18 protein-coding genes are annotated in these 24,486 nt (G+C 40.6%); 5 read left to right on the top strand and 13 right to left on the bottom strand.

What is annotated here, in order from left to right:
- Positions 1–51 precede the first annotated feature (51 nt).
- The gene (locus tag ACRD69_RS21200; RefSeq protein ID WP_430817148.1) at positions 52–855 is read left to right on the top strand and encodes an HAD family hydrolase; all 804 of its coding nucleotides are present in this window, start codon (positions 52–54) and stop codon (positions 853–855) included.
- Between the two features lie 101 nt (positions 856–956).
- Positions 957–2,669: a PNGase F N-terminal domain-containing protein gene (locus ACRD69_RS21205; RefSeq protein ID WP_430817149.1), complete on the top strand. Its 1,713-nt coding sequence runs from the start codon at positions 957–959 to the stop codon at positions 2,667–2,669.
- Positions 2,670–3,122: 453 nt separating this feature from the next.
- Here the strand turns inward: ACRD69_RS21205 and ACRD69_RS21210 are convergent, their stop codons facing one another.
- Complete coding sequence (locus ACRD69_RS21210) at positions 3,123–5,036, bottom strand: beta-N-acetylhexosaminidase (RefSeq protein WP_430817150.1); 1,914 nt, start codon at positions 5,034–5,036, stop codon at positions 3,123–3,125.
- Between the two features lie 140 nt (positions 5,037–5,176).
- On the opposite strand from ACRD69_RS21210, the gene ACRD69_RS21215 reads away from it, so the two are divergent.
- Positions 5,177–6,631 (top strand): carbon starvation CstA family protein, encoded by a 1,455-nt coding sequence (locus ACRD69_RS21215; RefSeq protein ID WP_430817151.1) that lies wholly within the window; start codon positions 5,177–5,179, stop codon positions 6,629–6,631.
- On the top strand, positions 6,628–7,719 hold the full coding sequence (locus ACRD69_RS21220) for a nucleotidyltransferase family protein (protein ID WP_430817152.1): 1,092 nt from the start codon (positions 6,628–6,630) through the stop codon (positions 7,717–7,719). The genes ACRD69_RS21215 and ACRD69_RS21220 overlap by 4 nt, the downstream gene beginning before the upstream one ends.
- 47 nt (positions 7,720–7,766) lie before the next feature.
- On the opposite strand, the gene ACRD69_RS21225 is transcribed toward ACRD69_RS21220, so the two are convergent.
- The 12 genes from ACRD69_RS21225 to ACRD69_RS21280 form a co-directional block, all read right to left on the bottom strand.
- On the bottom strand, positions 7,767–8,732 hold the full coding sequence (locus ACRD69_RS21225; protein ID WP_430817153.1) for a GHMP family kinase ATP-binding protein: 966 nt from the start codon (positions 8,730–8,732) through the stop codon (positions 7,767–7,769).
- A 22-nt stretch (positions 8,733–8,754) separates the two neighbouring features.
- Entirely contained in the window at positions 8,755–9,789 is a 1,035-nt protein-coding gene (locus ACRD69_RS21230) for a diphosphomevalonate decarboxylase (RefSeq protein ID WP_430817154.1), read from the bottom strand.
- Positions 9,789–10,715 (bottom strand): GYDIA family GHMP kinase, encoded by a 927-nt coding sequence (locus tag ACRD69_RS21235; RefSeq protein ID WP_430817155.1) that lies wholly within the window; start codon positions 10,713–10,715, stop codon positions 9,789–9,791. Before ACRD69_RS21235 ends, ACRD69_RS21230 begins: the two co-directional genes overlap by 1 nt.
- Positions 10,712–12,016: a hydroxymethylglutaryl-CoA reductase gene (locus tag ACRD69_RS21240; protein ID WP_430817156.1), complete on the bottom strand. Its 1,305-nt coding sequence runs from the start codon at positions 12,014–12,016 to the stop codon at positions 10,712–10,714. Before ACRD69_RS21240 ends, ACRD69_RS21235 begins: the two co-directional genes overlap by 4 nt.
- 1 nt (position 12,017) lies before the next feature.
- Positions 12,018–13,019 carry a beta/alpha barrel domain-containing protein gene (locus ACRD69_RS21245; protein ID WP_430817157.1) on the bottom strand — a complete coding sequence of 334 codons (1,002 nt, stop codon included), beginning with the start codon at positions 13,017–13,019 and terminating at the stop codon, positions 12,018–12,020.
- A gap of 40 nt (positions 13,020–13,059) precedes the next feature.
- Positions 13,060–14,208, bottom strand: coding sequence for an acyl-CoA dehydrogenase family protein (locus ACRD69_RS21250; RefSeq protein WP_430817158.1), 1,149 nt, complete (start codon positions 14,206–14,208; stop codon positions 13,060–13,062).
- 23 nt (positions 14,209–14,231) lie between these two features.
- Positions 14,232–16,169: an acetyl/propionyl/methylcrotonyl-CoA carboxylase subunit alpha gene (locus ACRD69_RS21255; RefSeq protein ID WP_430817159.1), complete on the bottom strand. Its 1,938-nt coding sequence runs from the start codon at positions 16,167–16,169 to the stop codon at positions 14,232–14,234.
- An 18-nt stretch (positions 16,170–16,187) separates the two neighbouring features.
- Positions 16,188–17,012, bottom strand: a complete 825-nt coding sequence (locus tag ACRD69_RS21260; protein WP_430817160.1) for an enoyl-CoA hydratase-related protein — start codon at positions 17,010–17,012, stop codon at positions 16,188–16,190.
- Positions 16,972–18,570: a carboxyl transferase domain-containing protein gene (locus ACRD69_RS21265; RefSeq protein ID WP_430817161.1), complete on the bottom strand. Its 1,599-nt coding sequence runs from the start codon at positions 18,568–18,570 to the stop codon at positions 16,972–16,974. Before ACRD69_RS21265 ends, ACRD69_RS21260 begins: the two co-directional genes overlap by 41 nt.
- Before the next feature lie 505 nt (positions 18,571–19,075).
- The gene (gene lolA1 / locus ACRD69_RS21270) at positions 19,076–19,717 is read right to left on the bottom strand and encodes an outer membrane lipoprotein periplasmic chaperone LolA1 (RefSeq protein ID WP_430817162.1); all 642 of its coding nucleotides are present in this window, start codon (positions 19,715–19,717) and stop codon (positions 19,076–19,078) included.
- 74 nt (positions 19,718–19,791) lie between these two features.
- Positions 19,792–22,239 carry an FtsK/SpoIIIE family DNA translocase gene (locus ACRD69_RS21275; protein ID WP_430817163.1) on the bottom strand — a complete coding sequence of 816 codons (2,448 nt, stop codon included), beginning with the start codon at positions 22,237–22,239 and terminating at the stop codon, positions 19,792–19,794.
- A gap of 255 nt (positions 22,240–22,494) precedes the next feature.
- Positions 22,495–23,175, bottom strand: coding sequence for a hypothetical protein (locus tag ACRD69_RS21280; protein WP_430817164.1), 681 nt, complete (start codon positions 23,173–23,175; stop codon positions 22,495–22,497).
- 318 nt (positions 23,176–23,493) lie between these two features.
- Here ACRD69_RS21280 and arcC point away from each other — a divergent pair, with 318 nt between their 5' ends.
- Positions 23,494–24,474, top strand: coding sequence for a carbamate kinase (gene arcC / locus ACRD69_RS21285; protein ID WP_430817165.1), 981 nt, complete (start codon positions 23,494–23,496; stop codon positions 24,472–24,474).
- Positions 24,475–24,486 lie beyond the last annotated feature (12 nt).

The following is a 24,486-nucleotide window of genomic DNA, read 5'->3' on the forward strand; positions in this document are numbered from 1 at the left end:
AAATCATTAAGTATTAATCAGCTTATATTTGTGCCTTTAAAAAGAGCGAATATGATTAAAATGATTGTGTCTGATATGGATGGGACATTGCTTAATTCAAACAAGCAGTTACCAGCAGATTTTGTTGAGGTGTATCAGTTGATGAAAACAGCAGGAATTCGCTTTGTTGTAGCAAGCGGACGTCAGTTTTATACTTTGGTTGATGAGTTTGCACATTTTGATCATGATATTGCTTTTATAGCCGAAAATGGCAGCTATATCAACTGGGACGATCAAACCCGGGTTATTAAGCCCATGAAAGCACAGGAGGCTAAAGCCATGATAGAAATGCTTCGTTTAATTGAGGGCACTAATGTGGTATTGTGCGGTAGAAAAGGAGCTTATGTTGAAGGTTCTCCCTCTGATGAGTTTATGGTTGAGTTAAAAAAGTATTATGCCAAGCACAGTGTGGTTGAAGACCTGCTTGATGTGGAAGATGATATTCTGAAGATTGCTGTTAATAACTTTCATGAGCTCGAGACAGTTGTTTATCCTAAAGTAAAAGCAGCGTTTGAAAATGATTTTCAGATAAGTACATCCAGTCCTATATGGTTGGATGTTATGTCGCTCGGTGTTAATAAAGGTAATGCTGTTCAAATGTTACAGCGCGAAATGGGTATTTCAGCCCGTGAAACCATGGCGTTTGGTGATTACCTGAACGATTATGAAATGCTGCAGGTGGTTGAACACAGTTATGCAATGGATAATGCTCACCCTGAAGTAAAAAATATTGCCCGCCATATAACCGGCAGTAATGATAATAATGGTGTTACATCAGCAATACGCAAGCAATTAATGATGTGTAGCGAAAAGTAAAGATGAAATAATCATTTACGCCCTTTCTTGAACATGTGTTGGTGGCATCCCTTATGGGGTGGAGTTAACTTTGCTCTTCATCTTAAATTAACTCAATACACATGAAGACATTTTATTTCCTGTTGCTTGCACTAGGCCTAGTAAGCAGCAGTATTGCCCAGGAGTTTAAAAAGCAGGGCTCAGTGAGCTATAAGATTTTGTATAATGGCAATGAACGTGACGATATGCCATTACTGCATGTACAATTTGCCAACAATACCGCCAAGGTTTGGCGGGATGCACCTGATGTCAGGCAGTTAATTCCCGGTTATGCGCATGAAGCCGCTTACCTTGACTATGCCCATAAGCAACTATTCCAGATCGCCAGTTTTGATGATGGTGATGTATTTCATTCTGTGGCGTCGATGGATGATCTGCCCGAGCTCGAATTAACAGAAGAAAGGCGTGAGATACTTGGATACTCATGCAGACACGCCAAAACAGTTATAAACTCTAATCACATTGATGTATGGTATACAACAGAGGCAGGTATCCAGGGAACTCCTCAGCCCAGAGTTGGCTATGTGCCTGGTTTGGTGTTGAGCATTGTTCGCAACGGCAATTATGAAACACTGGCTTCTGAAATTGATATCCTACGTAAAAAAGCTAAAGCTGGCTTAATACCTGCAGAACTTGGTCAAAAGGTTGATAAGAATGAGCTGGGCGATATCAAGCGCGATAAAATGATCATTAGTACACGTGTGTTTGACGATGAGCAAATATGCTGGGGCAAAGAGAATTCAAAAGTGAATGAGCCAGAACCGGACTCCTTATATCATTTTGCAGGAGGTACCTTAATTGTTAAAAAAGTAAAGTTACCTGCCACGCCTGATCACTATTCTGTATTTGCAGAGATCAAACAATACAGCAATGGTGATGCCTATGATCGTACAGGTTCCGTTTTTGTCATACCAACCAATAGGGAGCAGAGTTTCTGGGATGGCTTGAAAAACGGGATGAATACCCTGCCCATTTATTACGATGCTGATAGTCTCGATTACCAGGGTGTTGTGATAAATGAGAATTATGAGCCGGTTGTTGAGCTGGTGCGCTTTTTTACAACTTTTGGGGTACGCCATTTCAACGACCGGGTAAAAATCAAGGATATCGAATGGGAGGATCATACGATATATAAACAAGATGTCAGCGATCTGAAATCACAGCTGGAAGGAGAGGTGCTGGTAGGTGCGTTTATTGGCAATTATGACAGAGGAGGGCATAAGCTGACTCTTGATATTAAGGCCTATCCCGGCAGTTACGATTGGTTGGAAGAGGATAAGAAGAAAATGTTTGTGCAGCCGCTTTTCAATACCTGTAATGTCATGGAAATGGGTGGTCAGCGTTATGGTACTATGTTTAAAAACGATAGCCTCACACTAAATTTCTCAATTCCTGAAGGTGTTAAAAACTTAAAACTACGCTATATCACAACCGGCCACGGAGGTTGGGGTGGAGGAGATGAGTTTAATCCTAAGCAAAATGAGATTTTTATTGATGGCGACCGTGTTTTTGTCTTTACCCCATGGAGAACAGATTGCGCCGCCTATCGAAAGCATAATCCGGTGTCTGGTAATTTCTGGAATGGTATTTCATCTTCTGATCTAAGCCGAAGCGGATGGTGTCCGGGTACAGCCACTAACCCCGAGTATGTAGAGCTGCCGGACTTAAAAGCAGGGCAACATCAAATGAAGGTGGCAATCCCTTTGGGTGAACCCGCCGGTAATAGTTTTAGTGCCTGGAGTATATCAGGTATATTAATTGGAGAATATGAATAAAATATAATTGAAAGGTGGAGAAAGACCAATGCAGTTTTGTGTTGGTCTTTTTTATGGATTAAATTAACAAGGGGGTATAAAAAAAAGAGAGGACAGATACGTTTATCTGTCCTTACCCTTAAATCAGCTAACTAAATCCAAGTTTTATGAAAAAATCCATTACAAAGATGGGGATTATTTTGGGGGTTGCAAGAGTAAAAGTGTTAAAAATTGTAAAATAGATAATAATTAAGGGGGTGTACCTTGAAAAAGTACAATTAAAATGCTTTTTAAGTATCAAAAAATAGGGGGTGATGTGTTGTAAATGCTAAAAATGATTGTTTTTAATTCAAAATAAAGGGGGTTGATAATGATTTTAGTTATTTAGTAATGATTTTTGATGAATATAATGGGGGTAATTGATATTTGACACTTTTTAATATTTATTGCTTTTAAGTTATCACATTTGAGGATTTATTGGTAGGTTTTAAGCACAGCTTTCATTTTGCCAGCTGAATCAGATAAGCCACCTTCTCGATTTCGCAAGCGCCAGATGGATTGATGGGATTCAATTAAAGCACTTAGCTCTGATCTTAATTCATCTCTTTGGGTTTTGGGGATACTTGAAAAGTAGCCGTCTGATGTTTCCAGTTTAGCCAAAGCTAAATGGCAGGCGTGTAAAGCCAGCTTGGCAGCCTGGCTGAACTCCTTTATAACAATTTCAGCATCATTACAATTGAGCTTTGCAGAATTAAAAAGTTCCACCTGCTCCTTAATAAACTGGATGCTAGCCTCAGTGTCTTGTTTTGAAACGTTTTTAAGCCAGCGATCGGTATGTATGGATTTGCTGTTGCGTTTAAGCAGTTGGTGGAAAATATTACTGTTGCTGGTTTGAGCATTCATTTTAAGGTAGGCATTTCCCAGCATCACAATTGCTTCACCACTTTGTCCTGATATGTCTTTAAAAACCTGGCGTGATACGTGCATGGCTATATCAATGCCGGTATTTTCTTCCACGTTCCAGCTTAAGGCAGCGCCGTATAGCAGGGTTGGATAACAGACCGATAAGGGTTGCCAGTGTCCCTGGTCGCCCCAGTTAGTGTTGAGGTAACCTTTTGCTCCGTATTTTTTTCCGTTAACAGCAGCGTTTTTTAGGTTGGCAAAGCCATTTTGGTTGCGACCAATTATGGAGTTCCAGGTGGATGTACCCGGGCATACATAATAAGGAAGACCGGCATTTTGAAATTGAGGACAGTTCTTATTGAACGGGTAGTCGCCTTCGTAGCCCCATATCAGAGCCACCATATCTTTTGGCAGTTCTGGTATCAACTCAGGGTAATGTAATATAATATCGCCCCAGAATTGCGTTATACGATCGTATTTGTCAACTTCATTTTTGAGCTCTAAAACAAAATCGAGGTATACTCTTCCTTTGCCACGTTTTTTGCATAAAGCTTTTGATTTGCCAACACCAAGTTCCACTGTTTCATCACAACCGATATTAAAATACCGACTTGTGAAATTAGGAAGCAGTTCTGCATATAATTCTTTCATTAACTCCAGTGAACCCGCTTCGACAGGACTCAGGCTGGTTCGTGACATCATGCCCCAAATGGTTCTTCCGGGCTGGGGTAATTCGGCCAGGTGTTCGTATTCTTCATGTTTCAGCCAGCGTTTCATGTGACCGAAAGAGTTTTGATTGGGCACCAGGTCAATGAAGTGGCGTCTGCAATATTCATCCAGGTCTTTTATTTGAGCGGCTGTCATTGGACTGGCATTTTTCCATACTGTCTCATGGTTTTCGTATGCAAAGGTATGCTCTGTATAGAGCTGCAGTTCGTTTATTTTCCATTCAGCCAGTTTATCAACAATGCTGTACAGAGATGTCATCGTTGGTACTTTATCGCGGCTGATATCCAGCATAACACCCCGACGCTCAAAATCAGGTTCATCGGAAATATCAAGACATGGCCAGTACCCTTTTTCACTTGCAAACTGTCCAATTTGCTGCAAGGTTAAGAGTCCATAATAAAGACCGGTTTCACTGCCTGCTCTTAGTTTGATATGAGTCGTATTGATGAGCAACTGATAGGCTTGTGGTTTTAGATCTTTGTCTATCGTCGCCTGGAAAAACGTATTGTATGGGTTTGATATAACAGGAGATAGCTGGCATTTGATGCCGCTTTGTTCAAAGGCATTTAAGATAGTGAGAAGAGGTTTGCTTAATTGGATAACATTGGATTGCAGATAGGCGTAGCCATGACTGACTTGTAAGTGACCACCTGTTAGTTCTGTATGCCTGGGGGCCGGGAGCAGGTAGCTGTCAAGTTCAGATGCCATACTTAACTGATTGACAAATAATGCCAGGCAAATTAGTAGCTGTTTCATTTTAAGGATTTATCTATTGATAATCGAATTTACTAAATCAGGATTTTTATTCAAGTGTGAATGGTAATTATTTCTCAATAAACTTGTCAGCCTGTCATAAAGAGCTAGTTTTGTTAGTGTAAATAAATCAATCTCAAATTATGTGGACATTTCTGGGGGCGGTGCTGGCCCTGATTCTGGGCTTTGTGTTTTACGGTAAGTTTATTGAGCGATTTTTTGGAGCGGATGATACCAGGCCTACGCCGGCAGTCGAAAAACCTGATGGTGTGGATTTTTCACCTATGCCGACCTGGAAAGTCTTTACCATTCAGTTTTTAAATATTGCGGGACTTGGACCTATATTCGGTGCCATTTTAGGTGCTATGTATGGCCCCATGGCATATCTGTGGATCGTATTTGGCTGCATATTTATGGGGGCTACGCACGATTATTTCTCGGGCATGCTATCGGTCAGGCATGGGGGAGCCAGTATTCCGGAGATTGTCGGGAAATACCTGGGTAAAGGATTTCAAAATTTCTTAAGGGTTTTTACCCTGTTGCTCCTGATTTTTGTTGGAGTAGCATTTGTTTCCGGTCCGGCAGGCTTACTGGCCAATCTGACCGGTGGGGGCTTAACGATTTGGTTGTATGTGATTTTCGCCTATTACCTGATCGCTACGCTTTTGCCTATCAATAAGATAATAGGAAAGATATATCCGTTATTTGGCGCTGCCCTGATAATCATGGCCATTGCCATTGCCGGAGCCATGTTGTTAGGGGGAATTTCCGGTTCATTACAAATGCCGGAACTATCTGCAGCCAGTTTTACCAACTGGCATCACCATCCGACAGAAAATATCCTGTTCCCAATGATGTTTATTGTTATCTCATGTGGTGCGTTAAGTGGTTTCCATAGTACCCAGGCACCTATGATGGCCCGTACGATCAAAAAAGAGAGCTATGGGCGATATGTATTTTATGGAGCCATGATCGCTGAAGGTGTTGTGGCAATTATTTGGGCAACTGCAGCAATGACTTTTTTCGGAGGTGCAGAAGGTCTGAATGCGACCATGCAACTCGATGGTCATAATCCGGCCTGGGTGGTCAATGAGATAAGTGTTGCCTGGTTGGGCAGCGTAGGGGCCATATTTGCGATTGTTGGTGTTATAGCTTGTCCGATTACAACAGGAGATACGGCTTTTAGAAGTGCGCGCCTGACCATTGCTGATGTGTTTAAGTTTGACCAATCGAATATAAAGCGACGACTGATCATCAGTATCCCGCTTTTTGCTGTGGGCTTTGTGCTGTCTCAATTGGAGTTTGCAACTATATGGAAATACCTTGGTTTATCTAACCAGATATTAGCCGTTGTAGTTCTTTGGACCGGTGCCATGTACCTGGTAAAACAAAATAAACTACATTGGTATTTATCCTTACCAGCTGTATTTATGACCGTTGTGTGTTCAAGTTATTTGTTGGTCGCACCCTTTAAAAATGGAGGATTGGCTCTTGATGCGCAATCGGGAATTATGATTGGTGTTGTATGTGGTTTAATTGCCTTACTTTTATTTATTGTTAGTGCCAGGCGAATTGCTATTAAAGCTAAAATTGCATGAGTAAACACATTGCCAAACAGGTTGAACAACTGATAAAACTGGTTGCACTTCGACAGGAAACGTATAAAGTTGAAGAGGCAATCGATAGTGAATTTATAAACTTCTGTAACGACAATGGCTTGGGAGCCTGGTGTTATGCTCAACATCAGAAGAATTCTATCAGCGGATTAGATAAGGTTTCTCTAAGCAACTGGAAAGCCATCTACTTTCAGAATACCATAAAATACCAACGTTATTTAGCCGTTTATAATAAGGTGAAACAGCATTTGACAGGAGCCGGTATTCCTGTAATGGCCTTAAAAGGAATAGCACTGGCCAGTCACCTTTATGGTGATGATGGCCTGCGACCAATGGGTGATATTGACATACTGGTGCCCGAAGGGAAAGGTATGGAGGCACTGGATGTATTAATGAAAGCGGGTGCCGTACAATTGGTAGTTCCCAGGTCACCATATCATGAACAGGCAGATGCACATGTGCGAGCCGTGAATATTGATGGCATAATGCTTGAGATTCATCAACGGCTGTTTTCATTAGGCAGTAGTTTTCATACGCCCGGGATAGATTTCTTTAACTACACTATAGAAATAGAAAAACAAGGTGTTAGCATGCGTCAGCTAAATCCTTTATGGATGGCGTATCACTTGATAGCACATGCAGTGAAGGGAATTGAGATGGGCGGTTTGCGAATAGGATGGTTGCTGGATATTGCCTTGCTAATTGATCAGCAAAAGGATCATGGAGGTTTTGTGGACCAGGTAATGCATATCATGCCAAAGAAGAAAGATGCAATGCAGAGCGTGGTGGATATGGCAATGTTGCTTTTACCTGATAAGGATCAGTACGGTTTGCTAAATCACTCGAAGCTGTACAAGGATATTTCGTATTTGCTTGATAGTAATGATCATGCAAAACTCTATCGATTTATAAATCTAAGGCAGTTAAGCCGGGTGCCGGGCTTATCCAATAAGCTGATGCTTTTGTTCTATGAGTTTTTTCCGAGTAAACAATACATGCGATACAGGTATCACGTCAGGGCCAATGAATCCTTATGGCGTTTGTACCTCAAACGAATAATCCGGCATTAAGCATCCTTCATCAGCGCATAGCATAACTTTCAACTTTATTGGGCCTCTTACACCTCCTGATAAACAGGGATGATATCCTTACCATGTTTTGAAAAATACGTTTTCGTCTGTGAATAATTACGTGTAAATCCCAGGAAGAATCCCCCGCCTCCGGATCCACATAGCTTAAGGGTGAATAGTTGCTTATCCAATCCTTCCTTCCAAAATGTCTGGATATTCTCAGGAATCATCTCCTTGAAATACTTAAACTGAAAATCGGAGAGTTTCAGCAGGTGGTCAAACATGCTATTCAATTCCCCTTTTAGAAGGTGGTGAATGCATTTATTGGTCGTTGGTGTTAGCTCATTATCAATTTTTTCTTTAAAGGAGCTGTCTTTGGTTTTATCCATAAACAGCTTCACGAGAGGGGCTGTTTTACCAGTGGTTTCAGCATCGACCAGGAAAATGGCATCTTCATTGAGGATATCCCGTCGAGGTATGCCAACTGATGAAATATGTTGGGCGTTCTCAAGAACGATCGGGTGCTTCAGGTAACAGATCAAAGGATCAATGCCTGAGCTGGTACCATGATAAAATGATTCTATTTGAGCAAAAATTGCTTTTAATTCTATCAATTCATCATCACTGATAGCGGCATGAGCTTCTTTTTTATTAATGCCATATTTATTGTATAGAGAAGCAACCAGGGCCCCACTGCTGCCCAGTCCATAGCCTTCAGGTATTGATGATTCAAAATAAAGTCCCTTATCCAGATCGCTTAATAAGCTATCTGTATCCAGTTGAACTTTTAGTTTATTTTTTTTCTTAAGCGTGCATATGTAGTCAGCTAAATCTTTTAACTGCTGGTTAGAGTGTCTGGCAAAATTCAGGTTAGTGTAGCTATCGTTATTAATATAGCGCAGTTCACCATTAAAATGTGAGTAAGGGATAGTTAATCCCATTGATCCCATAATAATACTGTATTCTCCGAACAGCATCACCTTTGAATAGTATATGTCTTTCTTGTCTTGCATCAAAGTGCTCTGTTGTTTTCTGTTACTGTAACGATATTTCATCAAAAATAACCTCTTCATTATCACATAATACACGCAGGTGCTCCTCAATAAAAGGAAGCACAATTTTGCTCTGTGATTTCGGGTATATCAGGTGTATGTTCGGCCCGGCATCCAGTGTGAATGTCAGGGGTATATGATGATGTTCTCTGAATTTAATAATTCGCTTGATTGCCCTAAGTGATTCCGGGGCCAGTAAGGTGTAGGCAGGAGACGAACTCATCATCAGACCATGAAGACTTAATGCTTCTTCTTCAGATACCTTTGCAAAGGCTTCAAAGTCACCATTTTTAAGTGCCTCCAGCAAAAGTTCTGTGTTTTTGTTGGCCTGTTTGATTCTGCCATCGCGATAAGGATGATTTTCCATTAACTGGTGACCTATGCTACTGCTAACAGATTTAGCACCTTTACGAATTACCAGAATTGTATCCTGTAAATCATTAAACATAGGATGTATGTACGTATTGATCGAGATTCCATATTTGTTATGGGACTTTGATAAGACCTGAGTTTCGCCCCATAATACCCAACCTGGCATTGTAGACCGACAGGCACTACCTGAACCTAAACGTGCCATTTCTGATATAAATGCTTGTTTATCATTGGCTGTTACATCAGGATCAATTTGGATTTGAATATTGTATAAAGCCCTGGCAATTGATGCCATTGAACTGGCTGATGAAGCTATGCCGCTTGAATGCGGGAAAGTGTTTGAACTTTCAATCTTCAGCGAACCGGATTTAAGAAATGGTAAATGATTTATTAGGCGCTCTCTTAACGTCTTGAGTTTTGGGATAAAAGCCTCTTTGGATTTTCCTTCAAACAAAAAATCAATGGACAGATCACGGTCACTTTGTGAATAGGATATACTTGTTTTTGTAATTGATTTTGAAAGTGTAAAGCTTATGCTTGGATTAACAGGTTCCTGTATGCCTTTTTTACCCCAATACTTTACTATGGCAATGTTGGAAGGAGCACTGGTTGCAGCTATATAATTATTGAAATTAGGTGCGGTCATTAGTTTATTTTAATATCGTTAAAGTTGAAAAGGTGTTTCAGTCCTTTTTCTTCAAAATAAGTCTTAACATAGTTTGCCGGTTCCTCTGAAATAACCATTATAAAGTCACCTCCCCATGCTCCCAATGTTTTAATATAACCTTTGAAATCTTCAAAATGTTCATTTTTAATGGGTTTTAATTGAACAATCTTACTGATAATGCTTTCGTGTTGCTCCATTAACTTTCCAAAATCCTTTAACTCTTTACTGTTTAGCATATCATTGGTTAAACAGTTTATTTGTTCAATAGCTGATTCGGAGACATTGAGTTTGGAGAACCGGGCAATTTCATTTTTACTGCTTTGTTTGCTGCCAGAGTATACAAAGTACATGTTATCAGAAAACTCCGGATTGAAATTAACGCTTTCAATTTTAGGGGCATTGTTTATTAACTGGTAGGTAATGGCAGAGTTGGAAGTAGCGCAGGCAATGTCATAGCCCGAGCCGCCGAAGGTTTCACTAAGCAATAAATAAGGATTAACTCCCAGCCATTGCGATAGTAATGAAATAAGTGTTGAACTGCTGCCCCATCCCCAGTCGGGATTGAACTCCAGATTTGTAATGGCTTCGGTGTTGGAAATTAGATCTTTAATGTCATCACGGTAGCTGATGCATGCTTTGATTATGGACGACAGGCTTTGAGCTAGCCTGGTGTTGTTCGAATGAACGATATTAAGCTGGTCATCAAATTCCGTTTCAAACCAATGACCTGATGTGTTGTGGGCTTTCCACCTGAAAAAACCTGACTGAGCAGGTTGGATAACTAATGACTGACCAAACTTTAAAGGTAAAGCCAAAGCTCTGGCACCCGATAAAACAAGGTATTCACCACTAAGCAGTAACTTTCCATGGGCATAATATGACTGTGTACTTTCCTCTTGTATCACTTTCTCAATTGGTTTAAAAACTGTTCAACTACTGAGTAACTAACCACAGTGTCTTTAAAATGTTTGAGTGCCAATGTTTTTTCAGTTTCAGTTGCCTCCAGGGCATTTAGAACATTACTTAGATGCAGCTTCATATGACCTTTTTGTATACCGCTTGTAACCAGTGACGCCACTGCTCCAAAGTTATTGGCCAGGCCGGCCGCTGCAACTATTTGCATCAATTGCTCAGCTGTGGGTTGTTGAAGAATCTGCATGGCAGCCTTTGCCATTGGATGTGTATTGGTTAATCCACCAACTGTGCCAAGTGCCAGTGGCACTTTTAAAGTGTATGTAAATTGCTTATCGTTGATCTCAATCGTGGTTAAGCTTGAGTAAGTACCTGATTGCGCAGCATAGGCTTGTGCTCCGGCCTCAATGGCCCTGAAATCGTTACCTGTGGCCAATACCACAGCATCAATACCGTTGAATATGCCTTTATTGTGGGTAACAGCCCGGTAAGGATCATTAACTGCAATTTCAACTGCGGTTTTGAAACGATCAGCAAATTCAATAGCAGAATAGTTGCCAGCATAGGGTTTTAGTTGTTCAACATCACACCTTACACTACATTCAATAAGACATTGGGGTGTGTAGTTGCTTAGAATACACATGATGGTTGTTGCCTTGTCTTCACTTTTCAGTTGTGGGTGCTTGTTGATGAAATCCATTAAATGGGGAGCAATGGTTTCAAGACAGGTGTTAATAAAGTTAGCACCCATTGAATCGGCAGTTTTAAATTTAATCAATGCCTGATGGGTATTCAGCATGTTGGCAATTGTTTTAAATTCAATGTCAACAATGCCTCCGCCCCTTTCCCGCATTTTTTGAGTGATATGGTCCGTTGTTGTGGTTATTAATTCAAGAATTTCATGTTTGACAGACGCAAGGCTTTGAATATTGCCATTCCAGGTAAAATGAATCTGACCGTTTTTAAGCGTATCAATTACCCTTGTACTGAAGCCTCCGTTTTTTGCCCAAAAACCTGCAGCTTTAGATGCTGCAGCCACAACTGAACTTTCCTCGATAACCATGGGGATCATATAGAGATGGTCGTTTATCAGAAAATTAGGGGCTATGCTAAAAGGTAAATAGTAATTAGAGATGATGTTCTCTGAAATATCATTAAATAAATGCTGTTTTACAGGATGTAAAAACTCCTGAAATGATTCAGCCAGCTGAGGCGCTAACTCTTGCTGTTCAAGCAAGAGTGCTACTTTATCTTCACGACTTAACCTGGAAAATCCTTTAATTAATGAGTGCATTTTATACTTGTTTTACTTTGAGGAAATTATTAGCCAGGCTCCAGCCATGGTCTATTTGTTCTACATATGTTTTGAGTTTGCTGTAATCACCCATCGCATGACGTAAAAAGGCCGATCCCATTCCATATAATGCAGGAAGTTTGGCAATGGAAGTTAGGTAATAGCCATCTAGCAGGCTTGAAATACCACCTGAGATGATCAGTTGTTTCACTTTAATGTCATCAGCAGGCATTTCACTAACCAGTTGATTCACCATAAGGGTCATATCTTCAGCTGTGTGACCTACGTGAATAAACGGATTAAAAACCTCGGCTGCAACTGCATTGGAACGGTTTAGCTCGACGAGTGAAAAATTAGTACCACCCATAGCGGCAAACTCAATGGCTTCTATCGGTAATTGAAGTAAATGCCTCAGGCTTTCTTTGCCAAAGCCCTGGCCTACTTCTTTTACTATTATTCTGAGTTTCGCCTGTTGAAGAAAATCCTGAATCAACTCTATGGCTGGTCTTTTCTGTTGGTCACCTTCAGGCTGAAAAGCTTCTTGCAACGGATTGATGTGAATGATCAATCCATCAGCAGACAGCTTTTCAACTAATTCCCCCAGCTTGTCAGTGCTACCTTCTTCAAGCATCGTTTCTAATTGGCAAATACCAATGTTGGCAAATAAAGGAGCGGCATCGCCCATTATCGGGCGTACATTAAAATCATTAAAATGCTGAGGCGAATCGAGCAGGATGCGACAGGAGCCCAGCCCCATTCCCAAACCAAACTCAGCGCAAGCTTGTGCTAAATTTTTATTGATGGTGCCTGCACGTTGGGTGCCACCTGTCATGCTGGATACCCAAAGTGGCAAGGTCATTTTTTTACCGGCAAACTGGTATTCCTTTTTTTGTTTGGCGTGTGTACCAAACAAAGGTTCATAATCAAAGCGGTTATCAACATGCTTACCTTCTAATCTTGAGCTAAATGCCAGATCAATGTGATCGCGTTTCCTGTCTTCCATCAGATGAATTTTGTTTAATCAGGATAAAAATAAGCTGAACTTACACTAATCCCAAATGCTTGCTTATAACAATTCGTAAAATTTCAGATGTTCCTTCACCTATTTGTAAGATACGCTGATCACGGTAAAACCGCTCAATGGCTGATGATTTTAATAAGCCCTGACCAGAAAATATTTGTATAGCTTCATCTGAAATTTCTTTGGCAATATCACTGCAATATAATTTTGCCATGGCTGCTTCTTTGCCAAATGGTTTTCCGGCATCCTTCAGTTTGCAGGCATTATACAGTGTATTTCGACCAAGTTCAAGTTTTAGAGCCATATCGGCCAGTTTAAATGACGTTGCCTGGTATTCGGCGATAGCTTTACCAAATTGTACCCTTTTCTTAGAATATTCCATGGCCATTTCAAAGGCTCCCTGTGCCAGACCAAGACCCATTGCCGCGATTGATAGTCGGCCAGAATCAAGTGTTTTCAGCATTTGCCCCAAACCTTTGTCTTTTTTACCGAGTAGCTGCTCTTTTGGAGCTTTAATATTGGTGAATTTCAATTCGGCAGTGTCTGATGCACGCCACATCATTTTACCAAGCATGCGTTTGGTTTGAAAGCCTTCGCTATCCCTGTCAACCAGTATGGTTGAGAAACGCTTTTTACCATTTTCACCGTTGGTAACGGCAAGTACGGTTACGCCTTTCATTAGCTCGTTACTGCCATTGGTAATGTATCGCTTGCTACCGTTTATCAACCAATGGTCGCCATTTTCTTCGGCTATGGTTTCAACGCCTTGTGCATCTGAACCGGCATTAACTTCAGTTAATCCAAAGGCCCATAATCCTTCACCGGAGGTTAACATCGGGACATATTTCTGTCTTTGTTCCTCAGTTCCGAAATTATAAAGAGGAGCAAGTCCAAGACTATTGTGAGCGCACATGGTTGCAGCCTGGGAACTGTCTACACGCGCAAGCTCTTCAACGGCTATGATATAAGAGAGAGTATCCATCCCTTGTCCTCCATATTCTTTGGGGATATCAATTCCAAAAAGACCTTCTTGCCCCATTTTTTTTGCCAGTTCAACTGAGAATGTTTCATTCTCATCAAGCTGTGAAGCCAAAGGTTTAATTTCTTTCTCGGCAAAAGCTCTTACTTTTTGTCGGAATGTTTCGTGTTGTTCTGTGTTTAGTATTGACATTTCTTAATGCTTCTTGCTATGAGCTATGTGTTAATATTCGTTTGATAAGCCAATAAGGCTTGATTTAGTTTTACTTGTTCTCCCGCTGTGATGTATACTTTTTCAATTATGCCATCTTTCCAGGCCTTAATGTGATTTTCAGTTTTCATGGCTTCCAGTACTAATAACGGATCACCTTTTTTTACTTTCTGACCATCCTTAACATGTACTTTCATTACCTGCGATGGGATAGGAGCAGAATAATTATTACTGTTTGATACCTGTTCTCCATTGTTTTCCGGCTTGTATTCGGGCAGCCAGTCATGCGCTTTGATCGTGTGGCTCTTTAACTGATGAATGATTTCCACTTTATCGCTCTCTTGGAAGCAATAACAGTTAATCAGTTGGTTGTTAAGTTCGAACTGAAGCTTGTGTACATCAATTTTAATATTGCTTACGCGATACATATCCTTCTCCAGTTTGATATCTATTCCATTGGAGCTTATAGTGTATTGCGCTGAGCAGCTTTGTCCGTCAATTGAAAAATCAAAAAGAGGTAATTGACGCCAGAAATGATCTTTAATGTGCAGATACCTGAAAACAACGTAGGCCAACCTTATAATATTGGTGTCCGTCTCTTTATTTAGGATAAGTTCAGCATGATTATCTTCACAAAAACGAGTATGAATTACTGCCTTCTTAAACGCCTCAGTCTGAAGGATCGTATCATGAAATGCAGCGTTTGTTTTTATACCACGAACAATCAAATGCCTGTTGGCATCAATGGCTTTCCTGATGGCTTGCTCCCTGATATCAGCATGAACGATCAGCTTGGCGATCATAGGATCAAACTGAGGGTGAATCTCAAGGGCTTTGTCGAAACCAATTTCAAGGCGTACATTATCTTGAGGAGGCAGATGTATGGATTTTATCTGTCCAGGGTTTGGTTGAAAGTTGTTTAAAGGATCTTCGGCACAAATTCGCAGCTCAATGGCATGACCTCGTTGAATGATGTCATCCTGCTTAAAAGACAGTTTTTCACCATTTGCTATTTTAAATTGCCATTGCACCAAATCAAGGTTTGTTATTTCTTCTGTTACACAATGCTCAACCTGAATGCGTGTGTTCATCTCAAGGAAGTAATGCTGCCCATTTTTATCAACCAAAAATTCAACAGTTCCGGCGCTTCTATAGCCAATAGCCCGGCAAAGCATTACAGCATCTTTATAGAGTTTCTCTTTAATGGAATCGGCTAGATTATGTGCCGGCGCTTCTTCAATTATTTTTTGAAAACGGCGTTGCACAGAACATTCACGTTCAAATAAATGAACTGTGTTACCATCATTATCGGCCAGGACCTGAACTTCAATGTGGCGTGCTTCTTCGATGTATTGCTCAACGTATATCCGTTCATCACCAAAATAACGTTTGGCTTGTGTGCTTAAGATGGGCAATTGATGAAGCAATTCATCTTTGGTGTAACAAATTTGCATACCTTTTCCTCCGCCGCCCATGGCTGCTTTTACCAGGACAGGGTACGGCAAAGTTTCGGCCTCGGAAAGGATGTTTTGAAGATTGCCTTCCCAGGATCGTGTTAGAGCAACGCCGGCTGATCGGGCAATGGAACGTGCCATTTGTTTATCCCCCATGCGCAATAGGTTGTCGGCAGTCGGACCTACAAAAAGGATATTGTTTTTTTCGCAGGCTTCAGCCAGTTCACTGTTCTCAGATATAAAACCATAACCGGGGTGAATGCAATCTGCCTCATAATGTTTAGCTATATCAATGACAAATGAAATGTTCAGATAATTGTCCTTGAAAGGTCCGTGCTCAAAATAATGCACTTCATCACTCAGTCTGGCTGGCAGTGTATCTTTTTCAAGTTCAGACAGCAGGACCACAGTTTTCAGCCCCATTTGGTGTGCGGCCCTGATTATGCGAACGGCAATCTCTCCTCTGTTTGGTATGAATACTTTTCTCATCTCCGTCTCGTTTCCTTCTTATTTATACCATTGGGGTCGACGTTTTTCAAAGAAAGCTTTAACCCCTTCCTGACCCTCATCCGATTTTCGTGATTCTGCAATCTTTGACAGGCACAACTCTTTTATATCAGTATCGTTAGTTTTTGCTTCTAATTTATTAAGCAAGTGTTTGGTTGAGGCCATAGCCTGTGAACTGTTTGCCTTAAACAGACGACATAGTTCATCAACTCTCTCGGGAATGGCTCTGGCAGGCAATACCTCATGGACAAGCCCTAATCTTCTGGCTTTTTTGGCACTAAACGTTTCGGCACTCAGCATAAGCGATCTGGCTTGTGATATGCCAATTTTATTGACTACGAATGGTGCTATTGTTGCAGGTATCAAACCTAGCTTAACTTCTGAAAAAGTGAGTTTGACAGTGGAATCAGCAATGACATGATCGGCGCATGCCAGCAGCCCCAGGGCTCCTCCTATAGCAAATTTTTCAACCCAGACAATGACAGGTTTTGGAAAGCTGTTTAGTAGATCAAACAGCATGTAAAATAAAGCGGCATCCTGCCTGTTTTCTTCATCGGTTTGAAGAAGCCCCTGCTTCATCCATTGCAGGTCGGCACCTGAACAGAAAACATTTCCAGCCCCACGAATAACAATTACTTTCTGTTTGTCATCATCTTTTAGCTTTTCTAATGTCGCTATCAGGCATTGCAGCATGTTTTTAGAAAGCGCATTTTTTCGGCTCGTATCGTTGAGAAGAATACGGCTGATCCCATTGGATTGGTTTAATTGCACCAGGTCCTTGTTGTTACATTCTATAGATGCCATATTTTGTATCCTTCTTTTCATGTTTATCAATGATTCTGAGTACCAATCCGGCTATTTGTCGTGTCGATTCGGGGGTGATAATACCATCGTCCCAAAGGTGGCTGGTACTGAAATATGGGGAACCTTCTCTTTCGTATTTCTTAAGTATGGAAGTCTCAATTTGTTTCAACTGTTCTTCATCAACCTCCTGGTTTAAAGCTGCCGCCTGGTCACGCTTGATGGTTGTCAGTACCTGTGCGGCTTGTTTAGCGCCCATGACAGAAATACGTGCATTGGGCCACATAAATAAAAAGCGCGGATCATATGCCCGGCCTGCCATGGCGTAGTTTCCGGCTCCATATGAGCCACCCATAAGAACCGTGAAGTATGGCACCGTTGAATTAGCCAGGGCATTTACCATTTTAGCTCCATCTTTGGCAATGCCTTTGTGTTCGTAGTCTTTACCAACCATAAAACCAGTAATGTTTTGTAAAAACAACATGGGTACATTCCGTTCATTGCAAAGCTGGATAAAGTGCGTTCCTTTTAAAGCAGATTCAGAAAACAATATGCCATTATTGGCCAGTATTCCTACCTGCCGACCTTCAATTTTGGCAAAAACTGTAACAAGGGTAGTTCCATAATCCTTCTTGAATTCGTGAAAGGCACTCTTGTCAACCAGGCGGGCAATAATTTCTCTGACATCAGGAAATGGCTTGCCGCTTTCAGGGATTAATCCGGTAATTTCGTTTGTGCTGTATTCCGGTTCAGCTGCAGCTATGGTGTTATCGTTCTCTGTTGGTAAAGTCTCAATAATATTTCTACAGATATGTATAGCATGCTCGTCACTATCTGCCAAATGATCGGCTACGCCCGATATTTGGGTGTGAACAGCTCCGCCACCCAACTCTTCGGCACTGACATCTTCGCCGGTAGCAGCTTTAACCAATGGAGGGCCCGCTAAAAAAATTGTGCCCTGATCTTTTACTATTATTGTTTCGTCGCTCATGGCCGGAACGTAAGCTCCTCCGGCAGTACAGGAACCCATAACAATGGCTATTTGTGCAATGCCTTGAGCCGACATGCGGGACTGATTAAAAAATATTCGTCCGAAATCATCTTTGTCGGGAAATACCTCGGATTGATGTGGCAAAAACACGCCACCACTATCAACCAAATACACGCAAGGCAGATTGTTTTGAAGGGCAATTTCCTGTGCTCTTAGATGCTTTTTAATGGTTATGGATACGTAGGTGCCGCCTTTTACCGTCGCATCATTAGCTATTAACATCACATGTCGTCCATGCACCTGACCTATCCCGGTAATAATACCTGCAGATGGGAATGCATCGTCATATTGGCCAATGGCAGCCAATGCTGAAAGCTCCAGAAAAAAAGAATCTTTATCTATAAGGTAGTCTATTCGTTGACGAGCTGTTAACTTCCCCTTTTTAATATGTTTGTGAACGGCTTTTTCACCACCACCTCTTAAAACTTCACGGAGTTTTTCAAAGTAATTATCAGCCAAAGTTTTGTTTAACTTTTGATTGCTGATAAATTCATCGGAAACATTGCTAATATTGCTATAATACTTAAACATCTTTTATTCGCTACTTGCAAATAATAACCTTTTGGCAAAGCAAATGTTCAGCAAAAACATGTCTGATTTGAACGAATTTGAGCTTTTGTTGGATTGTGGTTTTATAGGATCATGCTATCTTCAAGATGCTAAGGAAGTTGGTTTGTTGTCAGATTGTGATCTTAAAGGTGCATTTATCTATTTAAGGAAATAACGATCCCGTCATTTTTTTCTATTCCCAGAATTAATGAACTGTAAGAGAGCTTCGATAAAATAGCTACATGGGAAATGCCAGATCGAAGGATGGACTATTATGCTCTATTTCTGGCCTGATCAAATCTTAGAATCTCTATACCAGGGATAAGGAAAAATGCAGCGGGAAAGTCCGGAAGCTATCTGTTATAGATTTAAAGAAATTGTGGAGTAACGAATCTTCCATGAATTGCGCCAACGTTGAATTGCAATTGAGGTAAGCCAATAAAAAGCCCGGCTATGAACCGGGCTTTCTCATTATTGTTATAATGTATTATCGCATATCAATTACATCCACATCAGGATTGGCTGCTTTGTCAAAAACAAATGTCTTATCATCAATTTGTTTGTTTGTTGTCATGTTTTTAACGATAACGGTGTAGTTATTCCCGTCTTTGCCCACCTGGCGAATAGAATACAGCTGAAGGTTATCTTTTAAAACAAGCAGTTTAATACGTGAAAAAGGTTTGTCACGATTGACCGGATACAGATCTATTTCGTGGCAAGCTTTACCGTTAATAGTTCCCTCTGCTATATAATTATAAGTATAACCGTCTTCATAAATGGTAAATATAGTAGCCGGATTCAAGGTTTCTTCGTCCTCTGGATCCGGTATGGTAATGTTTACTTCGCCTGCATCAATATTATGCATGTAAAGAACTTCTCCATCAAAATAGCTGTCCACATCCATTAAATTGACTTTGTATTTGTTGCCTTTAAGGATAATGTTACCCTCGTAAATTTCCTTAATGTCTTCCTGCAGATTCTCCAATGAGAACGAGAAGTCAGCTACAATGGAAGGGTAGGCCTTTGTTTTAGCAGATACCTGATCTAATATTTCTTTGGCTTTCTCTTGTGATTGAGCAAAGCTAAACAGGCTGATAGAAGCCAAAACCAATGTTAGTGCGTATTTCATATAATGTATTTTTTTCATTTTTTTAATTTGTTAGATGTTAATCATCACTCAATAACTGTTCCAAAAAAGCAGAACTAGTTAAATTGACTTAAATGCTTTTCTAATTCCAGTTCGTCCGGAATCAGAACCTGGCGTGCTTTACTGCCTTCAAACGGACCTACAATGCCAGCTGCTTCCAGTTGGTCAATAATTCGTCCTGCACGGTTGTAACCTATTGAAAAGCGTCGCTGGATCAAAGATGTGGAACCTGACTGATTGGCCACCACCACACGGGCAGCTTCTTCGAACATAGAATCACGTTTGCTCAGGTCAACTTCACCGGCAGCCTGATCAGAACTACTTTCTCCAACATACTCAGGCAGCAGGAATGCGGAAGTATATCCGCGTTGCGAGCCAATAAAATCATTAATGCGTTCCACTTCAGGCGTGTCGACAAAAGCACACTGCACACGCACAAGGTCACTACCCTGAGATATTAACATATCACCTCGTCCAATTAGCTGGTTAGCCCCCGGAGAATCCAGGATCGTGCGTGAGTCAATCATCGAAGCCACTTTAAAAGCCACACGAGTAGGGAAGTTTGCTTTTATCACACCTGTAATAATATTGGTAGATGGTCGCTGGGTTGCAACGATCATATGAATACCAACAGCACGGGCCAACTGTGCAATTCGTGCAATAGGAAGCTCCACCTCTTTACCTGCTGTCATGATCAAATCGGCAAACTCATCAATGATAACCACAATATAAGGAAGGAAACGGTGACCTTTTTCAGGATTAAGCTGACGTTTAACAAACTTATGGTTGTACTCCTTAATATTACGGGCATGCGCAGTCTTCAGTAACTCGTAACGATTATCCATTTCTATGGCCAGTGAGTTAAGCGTGTTAACTACCTTTTGTACATCAGTGATGATCGGATCTTCTTCATCCGGCATTTTGGCCAGGAAGTGCTTCTCGATCTTCGAATAGATGTTGAGCTCTACCTTTTTGGGGTCAACCATTACAAATTTTAATTGCGATGGGTGCTTTTTGTATAGCAAAGATGAAATAATGGCATTAAGACCAACAGATTTACCTTGTCCTGTTGCCCCGGCTACCAGCATGTGTGGCGCTTTTGCCAGGTCAAGAACAAATGTTTCATTGGAAATGGTTTTACCTAATGCTATTGGTAATTCATATTTTGAATTCTGGAACTTCTTAGCATTGATGATAGAGCGCATTGCCACCACCTCAGGTTCTGAGTTTGGCACCTCAATACCAATGGTACCACGTCCAGGAATTGGAGCGATAATACGAATACCAAGTGCTGCCAATGACAAAGCAATGTCATCTTCCAGGTTTTTAATCTTGGAGATGCGCACTCCTGGGGCAGGTACAATTTCGTACAAGGTAACTGTTGGACCAACGGTTGCCTTAATGTTTTTAATCTGGATTTTATAATCCTCCAGCGTCTTAACAATGCGATTTTTGTTGGTCTCCAGTTCTTCCATCGACACTTCCGCATTATTGGCGCTATGATCGTCCAGTAATTCAATATCCGGCAGTTTGTATGATGAAAGGTCTAATGTGGGGTCATAATCGCCCAACGGTTCGTTGTCAAGTGCATCAAGAATTTCTTCTTCCTCACTCTTTTCAATGGTTAAACTCAGATCTGGTTCATCATCTACGGGAGCATCCACTGTAGGTGAAAATTCAAGGGTAGATCCTTTCTCAGCCTCAGGTATTGAAACAGGTTCTTCTATTGGTTCTATCTGCTCTGTCTCCAGCTCAATTTCTTTGTCGAAAGTTTGTTCTTCATTTTCTGCTTCTTCAGGCATTTCTGTTTCAGGTTCCCTGATAACAGGCTGCCCTTCAGCAGGGGGTTCTGCCGTTGTTTGAATTTCTTCAGTATTCTTTCTGTCGAGGGGGCTGCTAACCAATCTGTAAAACGATTCAAAAGTGACAGAAAGGTAGGTGACTAAACTAACTATAAGTAAGATAACCGTGCCAACACCCCCAATGGATGCCGTTAGCCATTTACTTATAAAAAAGCCATGTGCTCCGCCTAGTAATAAATAGCGATCATCAACCGAACTGATAAATAAAAAGCCCAGGGTAGCAGAAAGCCATAGGCTGATAATAATACAGTGAGCAAAAGCTTTGCGTAAAGAAACGATGCGGGCGCCTAACAAGCGGAAACCTATAACAAACAATAATAATACAATGGCAAAAGCAGCAATTCCAATGCCCTGGTTAATGAACAGATCGGCCAGGTAGGCACCATGTTTTCCAGTCCAGTTTTCAACAGTTATATCCGGGTTTTTGAAAAGTTCCCAAAAACTAATGTCAAACTTGCTTTTATCGGCAAAACCAGTGAATAGAAAAGAAAAGAATGCCAGTAGAAAGTAAAAGGCAATACCAATGGTTGCGATCCCTGATATGAATCTGAATTTGAAGTCTTTCAGGTTAGCAATCCAGTTGTTGTATTTCTCTGTAAATGTTGGTTTTTTTGATTTGGTTTTGGTTTTTTTCTTAGCCATAGAACGTATGATTGTCAGAGGTCTTATTTACTGACAAAAATAATAAAACCACTGCCAAATAAGATAGAAACCGTTTAATTTTTGTTTTTGTGTATTGATTCGGATGAACTGGTTTCGCAGATGCCTTAAGGTAATGTTGATGATTGTGTGGCAATAAAGCTTTTTCAATCAACATTTGGAACAGTTGATAAAAAACATAGACCTTTCTCAGGTATAAACTGATGATATGTAATCAAAGCTGTTGTCAACTATCAACTACTGTAAAAGTGACGTAACCAGTTCGTCAATCTCTCCTTGTTCACTCGGAGTGTAGTTTTCGGGTATTATAAATGATTTGGAATTGATCTTCTTCATGTCCACTTCTTCAGCAATACACTTTAATTCAAGCCCCTTGAAGTTGAGGTCGAACTCCATCAAAGCTCCTGGTATGTTGTCAAACGGACTGTTTTCCTTGGGGCGCACTATGGCAATTTCTTCAGTATAATAAACTGTTATATTCCTTAGGTCGGGATTACTGAAATGGACAATTGCTTTTTTACATTCTATACCCGCAATTACTTTAGTTTGGTCTTCTATAAATTCCAGCCTTGTTTCATCCACACGCTCAAATAAGAACAAGTATTCATCTTCTTCGTGTTGGTGATACATGCGTTTATCGAATATTCGGAAAAGAGTAGAGGTACTATCTCCATTTGATCTTGAGATATAATCAAGCTGGTACAAACTTAGGTCACCCTTGATTGATATTTTATAGTCCTTACCTTTAAAAGTGCTGATCATTTTTGTAGGTAAAAAAGCCGCAAACCCCCTTTGTGTGACTTCTTCAGGATATACAATTTTATAAGTAATGACCCCTTCGTCATTTTTGGAGGAATCCTCTAAACGACAGGCGCTCATTACCGATACAAAGAGTAGGCTAAAAATTAAATATCGCATGATTATTTAGTTTGTTTTTGCCCCCGAAAGCAATGTCTCAAAAGTACTAATTAAATGATGAGCGACAAGAGCAGTTGGTTGCTTAAAAATGGTGGTTGGTCAAAAAAATGAAAATTGTTCTTTGTGATAAAAATGATACAATTATAAAATTGGCATACTGAATGATAGCAGGTTTCAAATTGTAAGTCTCGAAATATGCTTAATAACAGGTTATACCGCGGTAATGATAATAATCATGTATTAAATCAATTAAAGTTTGTTATATCGCAAAACGAAGACCTATTATTTATAAACCAAGTAACTAAAATCTAAAAAACCATGGGCAAATTAGCAGTTATTGCACTTGGCGGAAATGCTTTGTTGCGTGACAACCAGGTAGGAACCATTGAAGAGCAGGAGCAAAATACAACCGATACATTAGAGAATATTGTTTTTCTTCTAAAGGAAGGATACAATATTGTTATCTCACATGGTAACGGACCACAGGTTGGTAATATTGTGATGCGTAATGACGCAGGTGAGCAAATGTATAATATCCCGCAAATGCCATTGGATGTTTGTGTAGCCGATTCTCAAGGCGGTATTGGATATATGATCGAGCGTTCATTGAAAAATGTCATGCGCAAGCATGGTATTGATCGTAATGTTTTAACCTTGATGACAACTGTTGAAGTAGATCCTAACGATCAGGCATTTAAAAATCCGACCAAACGAATTGGTAAAATTGTTAGCAAAGAAGAGGCCGATAAACTGGCTGCAGAAAAGGGCTGGACTTTTAAAGAAGAGAAGAAAACAACGAGTGGTTACCGCCGCGTTGTGCCATCACCACAACCAAAAACAGTTGGTAACTGGGAGGTAATTGAGAAAAATGCCCGTCAGGGAACCATTATTATTGCAGTTGGTGGAGGTGGAGTGCCTGTTTACACCGATGAAAAAGGTGATATTCGTCCTATTGAGGCAGTAATTGATAAAGATCTGGCCAACTCATTACTGGCACGCCAAATTAATGCAGATCGTTTCTATATTTTAACGGATGTACCATTTGTTTATACTAACTTTGGCGAACCGGATCAAAAAGTACTGGAGTTCTTAAACGTTGAGGATACAAAAAAGTACATGGAAGCCGGTACTTTCGGAGAAGGAAGTATGGCGCCTAAAATTAATGCGGCACTTCAGTTTGTTGAAGGTGGTGGTGATATGAGTGTTATTACTGAAGCAACCAAACTGGAGGATAAGGCTTACGGAACTAAAATTACAGCAGATTACGATGAGGCTGACTTGAAAAAGTACGATAAGTAATCAGCATTGAAA

The organism is Carboxylicivirga agarovorans, from assembly GCF_050589845.1.
In the GTDB taxonomy this organism is placed as follows: Bacteria; Bacteroidota; Bacteroidia; order Bacteroidales; family Marinilabiliaceae; genus Carboxylicivirga; species Carboxylicivirga agarovorans.

Coding starts and splice junctions, on each gene's coding strand:
- ACRD69_RS21200 (WP_430817148.1), top strand. CDS start 52: ATGATTAAAATGATTGTGTCTGATATGGATGGGACATTGCTTAATTCA.
- ACRD69_RS21205 (WP_430817149.1), top strand. CDS start 957: ATGAAGACATTTTATTTCCTGTTGCTTGCACTAGGCCTAGTAAGCAGC.
- ACRD69_RS21210 (WP_430817150.1), bottom strand. CDS start 5,036: ATGAAACAGCTACTAATTTGCCTGGCATTATTTGTCAATCAGTTAAGT.
- ACRD69_RS21215 (WP_430817151.1), top strand. CDS start 5,177: ATGTGGACATTTCTGGGGGCGGTGCTGGCCCTGATTCTGGGCTTTGTG.
- ACRD69_RS21220 (WP_430817152.1), top strand. CDS start 6,628: ATGAGTAAACACATTGCCAAACAGGTTGAACAACTGATAAAACTGGTT.
- ACRD69_RS21225 (WP_430817153.1), bottom strand. CDS start 8,732: ATGCAAGACAAGAAAGACATATACTATTCAAAGGTGATGCTGTTCGGA.
- ACRD69_RS21230 (WP_430817154.1), bottom strand. CDS start 9,789: ATGACCGCACCTAATTTCAATAATTATATAGCTGCAACCAGTGCTCCT.
- ACRD69_RS21240 (WP_430817156.1), bottom strand. CDS start 12,016: ATGCACTCATTAATTAAAGGATTTTCCAGGTTAAGTCGTGAAGATAAA.
- ACRD69_RS21245 (WP_430817157.1), bottom strand. CDS start 13,019: ATGGAAGACAGGAAACGCGATCACATTGATCTGGCATTTAGCTCAAGA.
- ACRD69_RS21250 (WP_430817158.1), bottom strand. CDS start 14,208: ATGTCAATACTAAACACAGAACAACACGAAACATTCCGACAAAAAGTA.
- ACRD69_RS21255 (WP_430817159.1), bottom strand. CDS start 16,169: ATGAGAAAAGTATTCATACCAAACAGAGGAGAGATTGCCGTTCGCATA.
- ACRD69_RS21260 (WP_430817160.1), bottom strand. CDS start 17,012: ATGAAAAGAAGGATACAAAATATGGCATCTATAGAATGTAACAACAAG.
- ACRD69_RS21265 (WP_430817161.1), bottom strand. CDS start 18,570: ATGTTTAAGTATTATAGCAATATTAGCAATGTTTCCGATGAATTTATC.
- lolA1 (WP_430817162.1), bottom strand. CDS start 19,717: ATGAAATACGCACTAACATTGGTTTTGGCTTCTATCAGCCTGTTTAGC.
- ACRD69_RS21275 (WP_430817163.1), bottom strand. CDS start 22,239: ATGGCTAAGAAAAAAACCAAAACCAAATCAAAAAAACCAACATTTACA.
- ACRD69_RS21280 (WP_430817164.1), bottom strand. CDS start 23,175: ATGCGATATTTAATTTTTAGCCTACTCTTTGTATCGGTAATGAGCGCC.
- arcC (WP_430817165.1), top strand. CDS start 23,494: ATGGGCAAATTAGCAGTTATTGCACTTGGCGGAAATGCTTTGTTGCGT.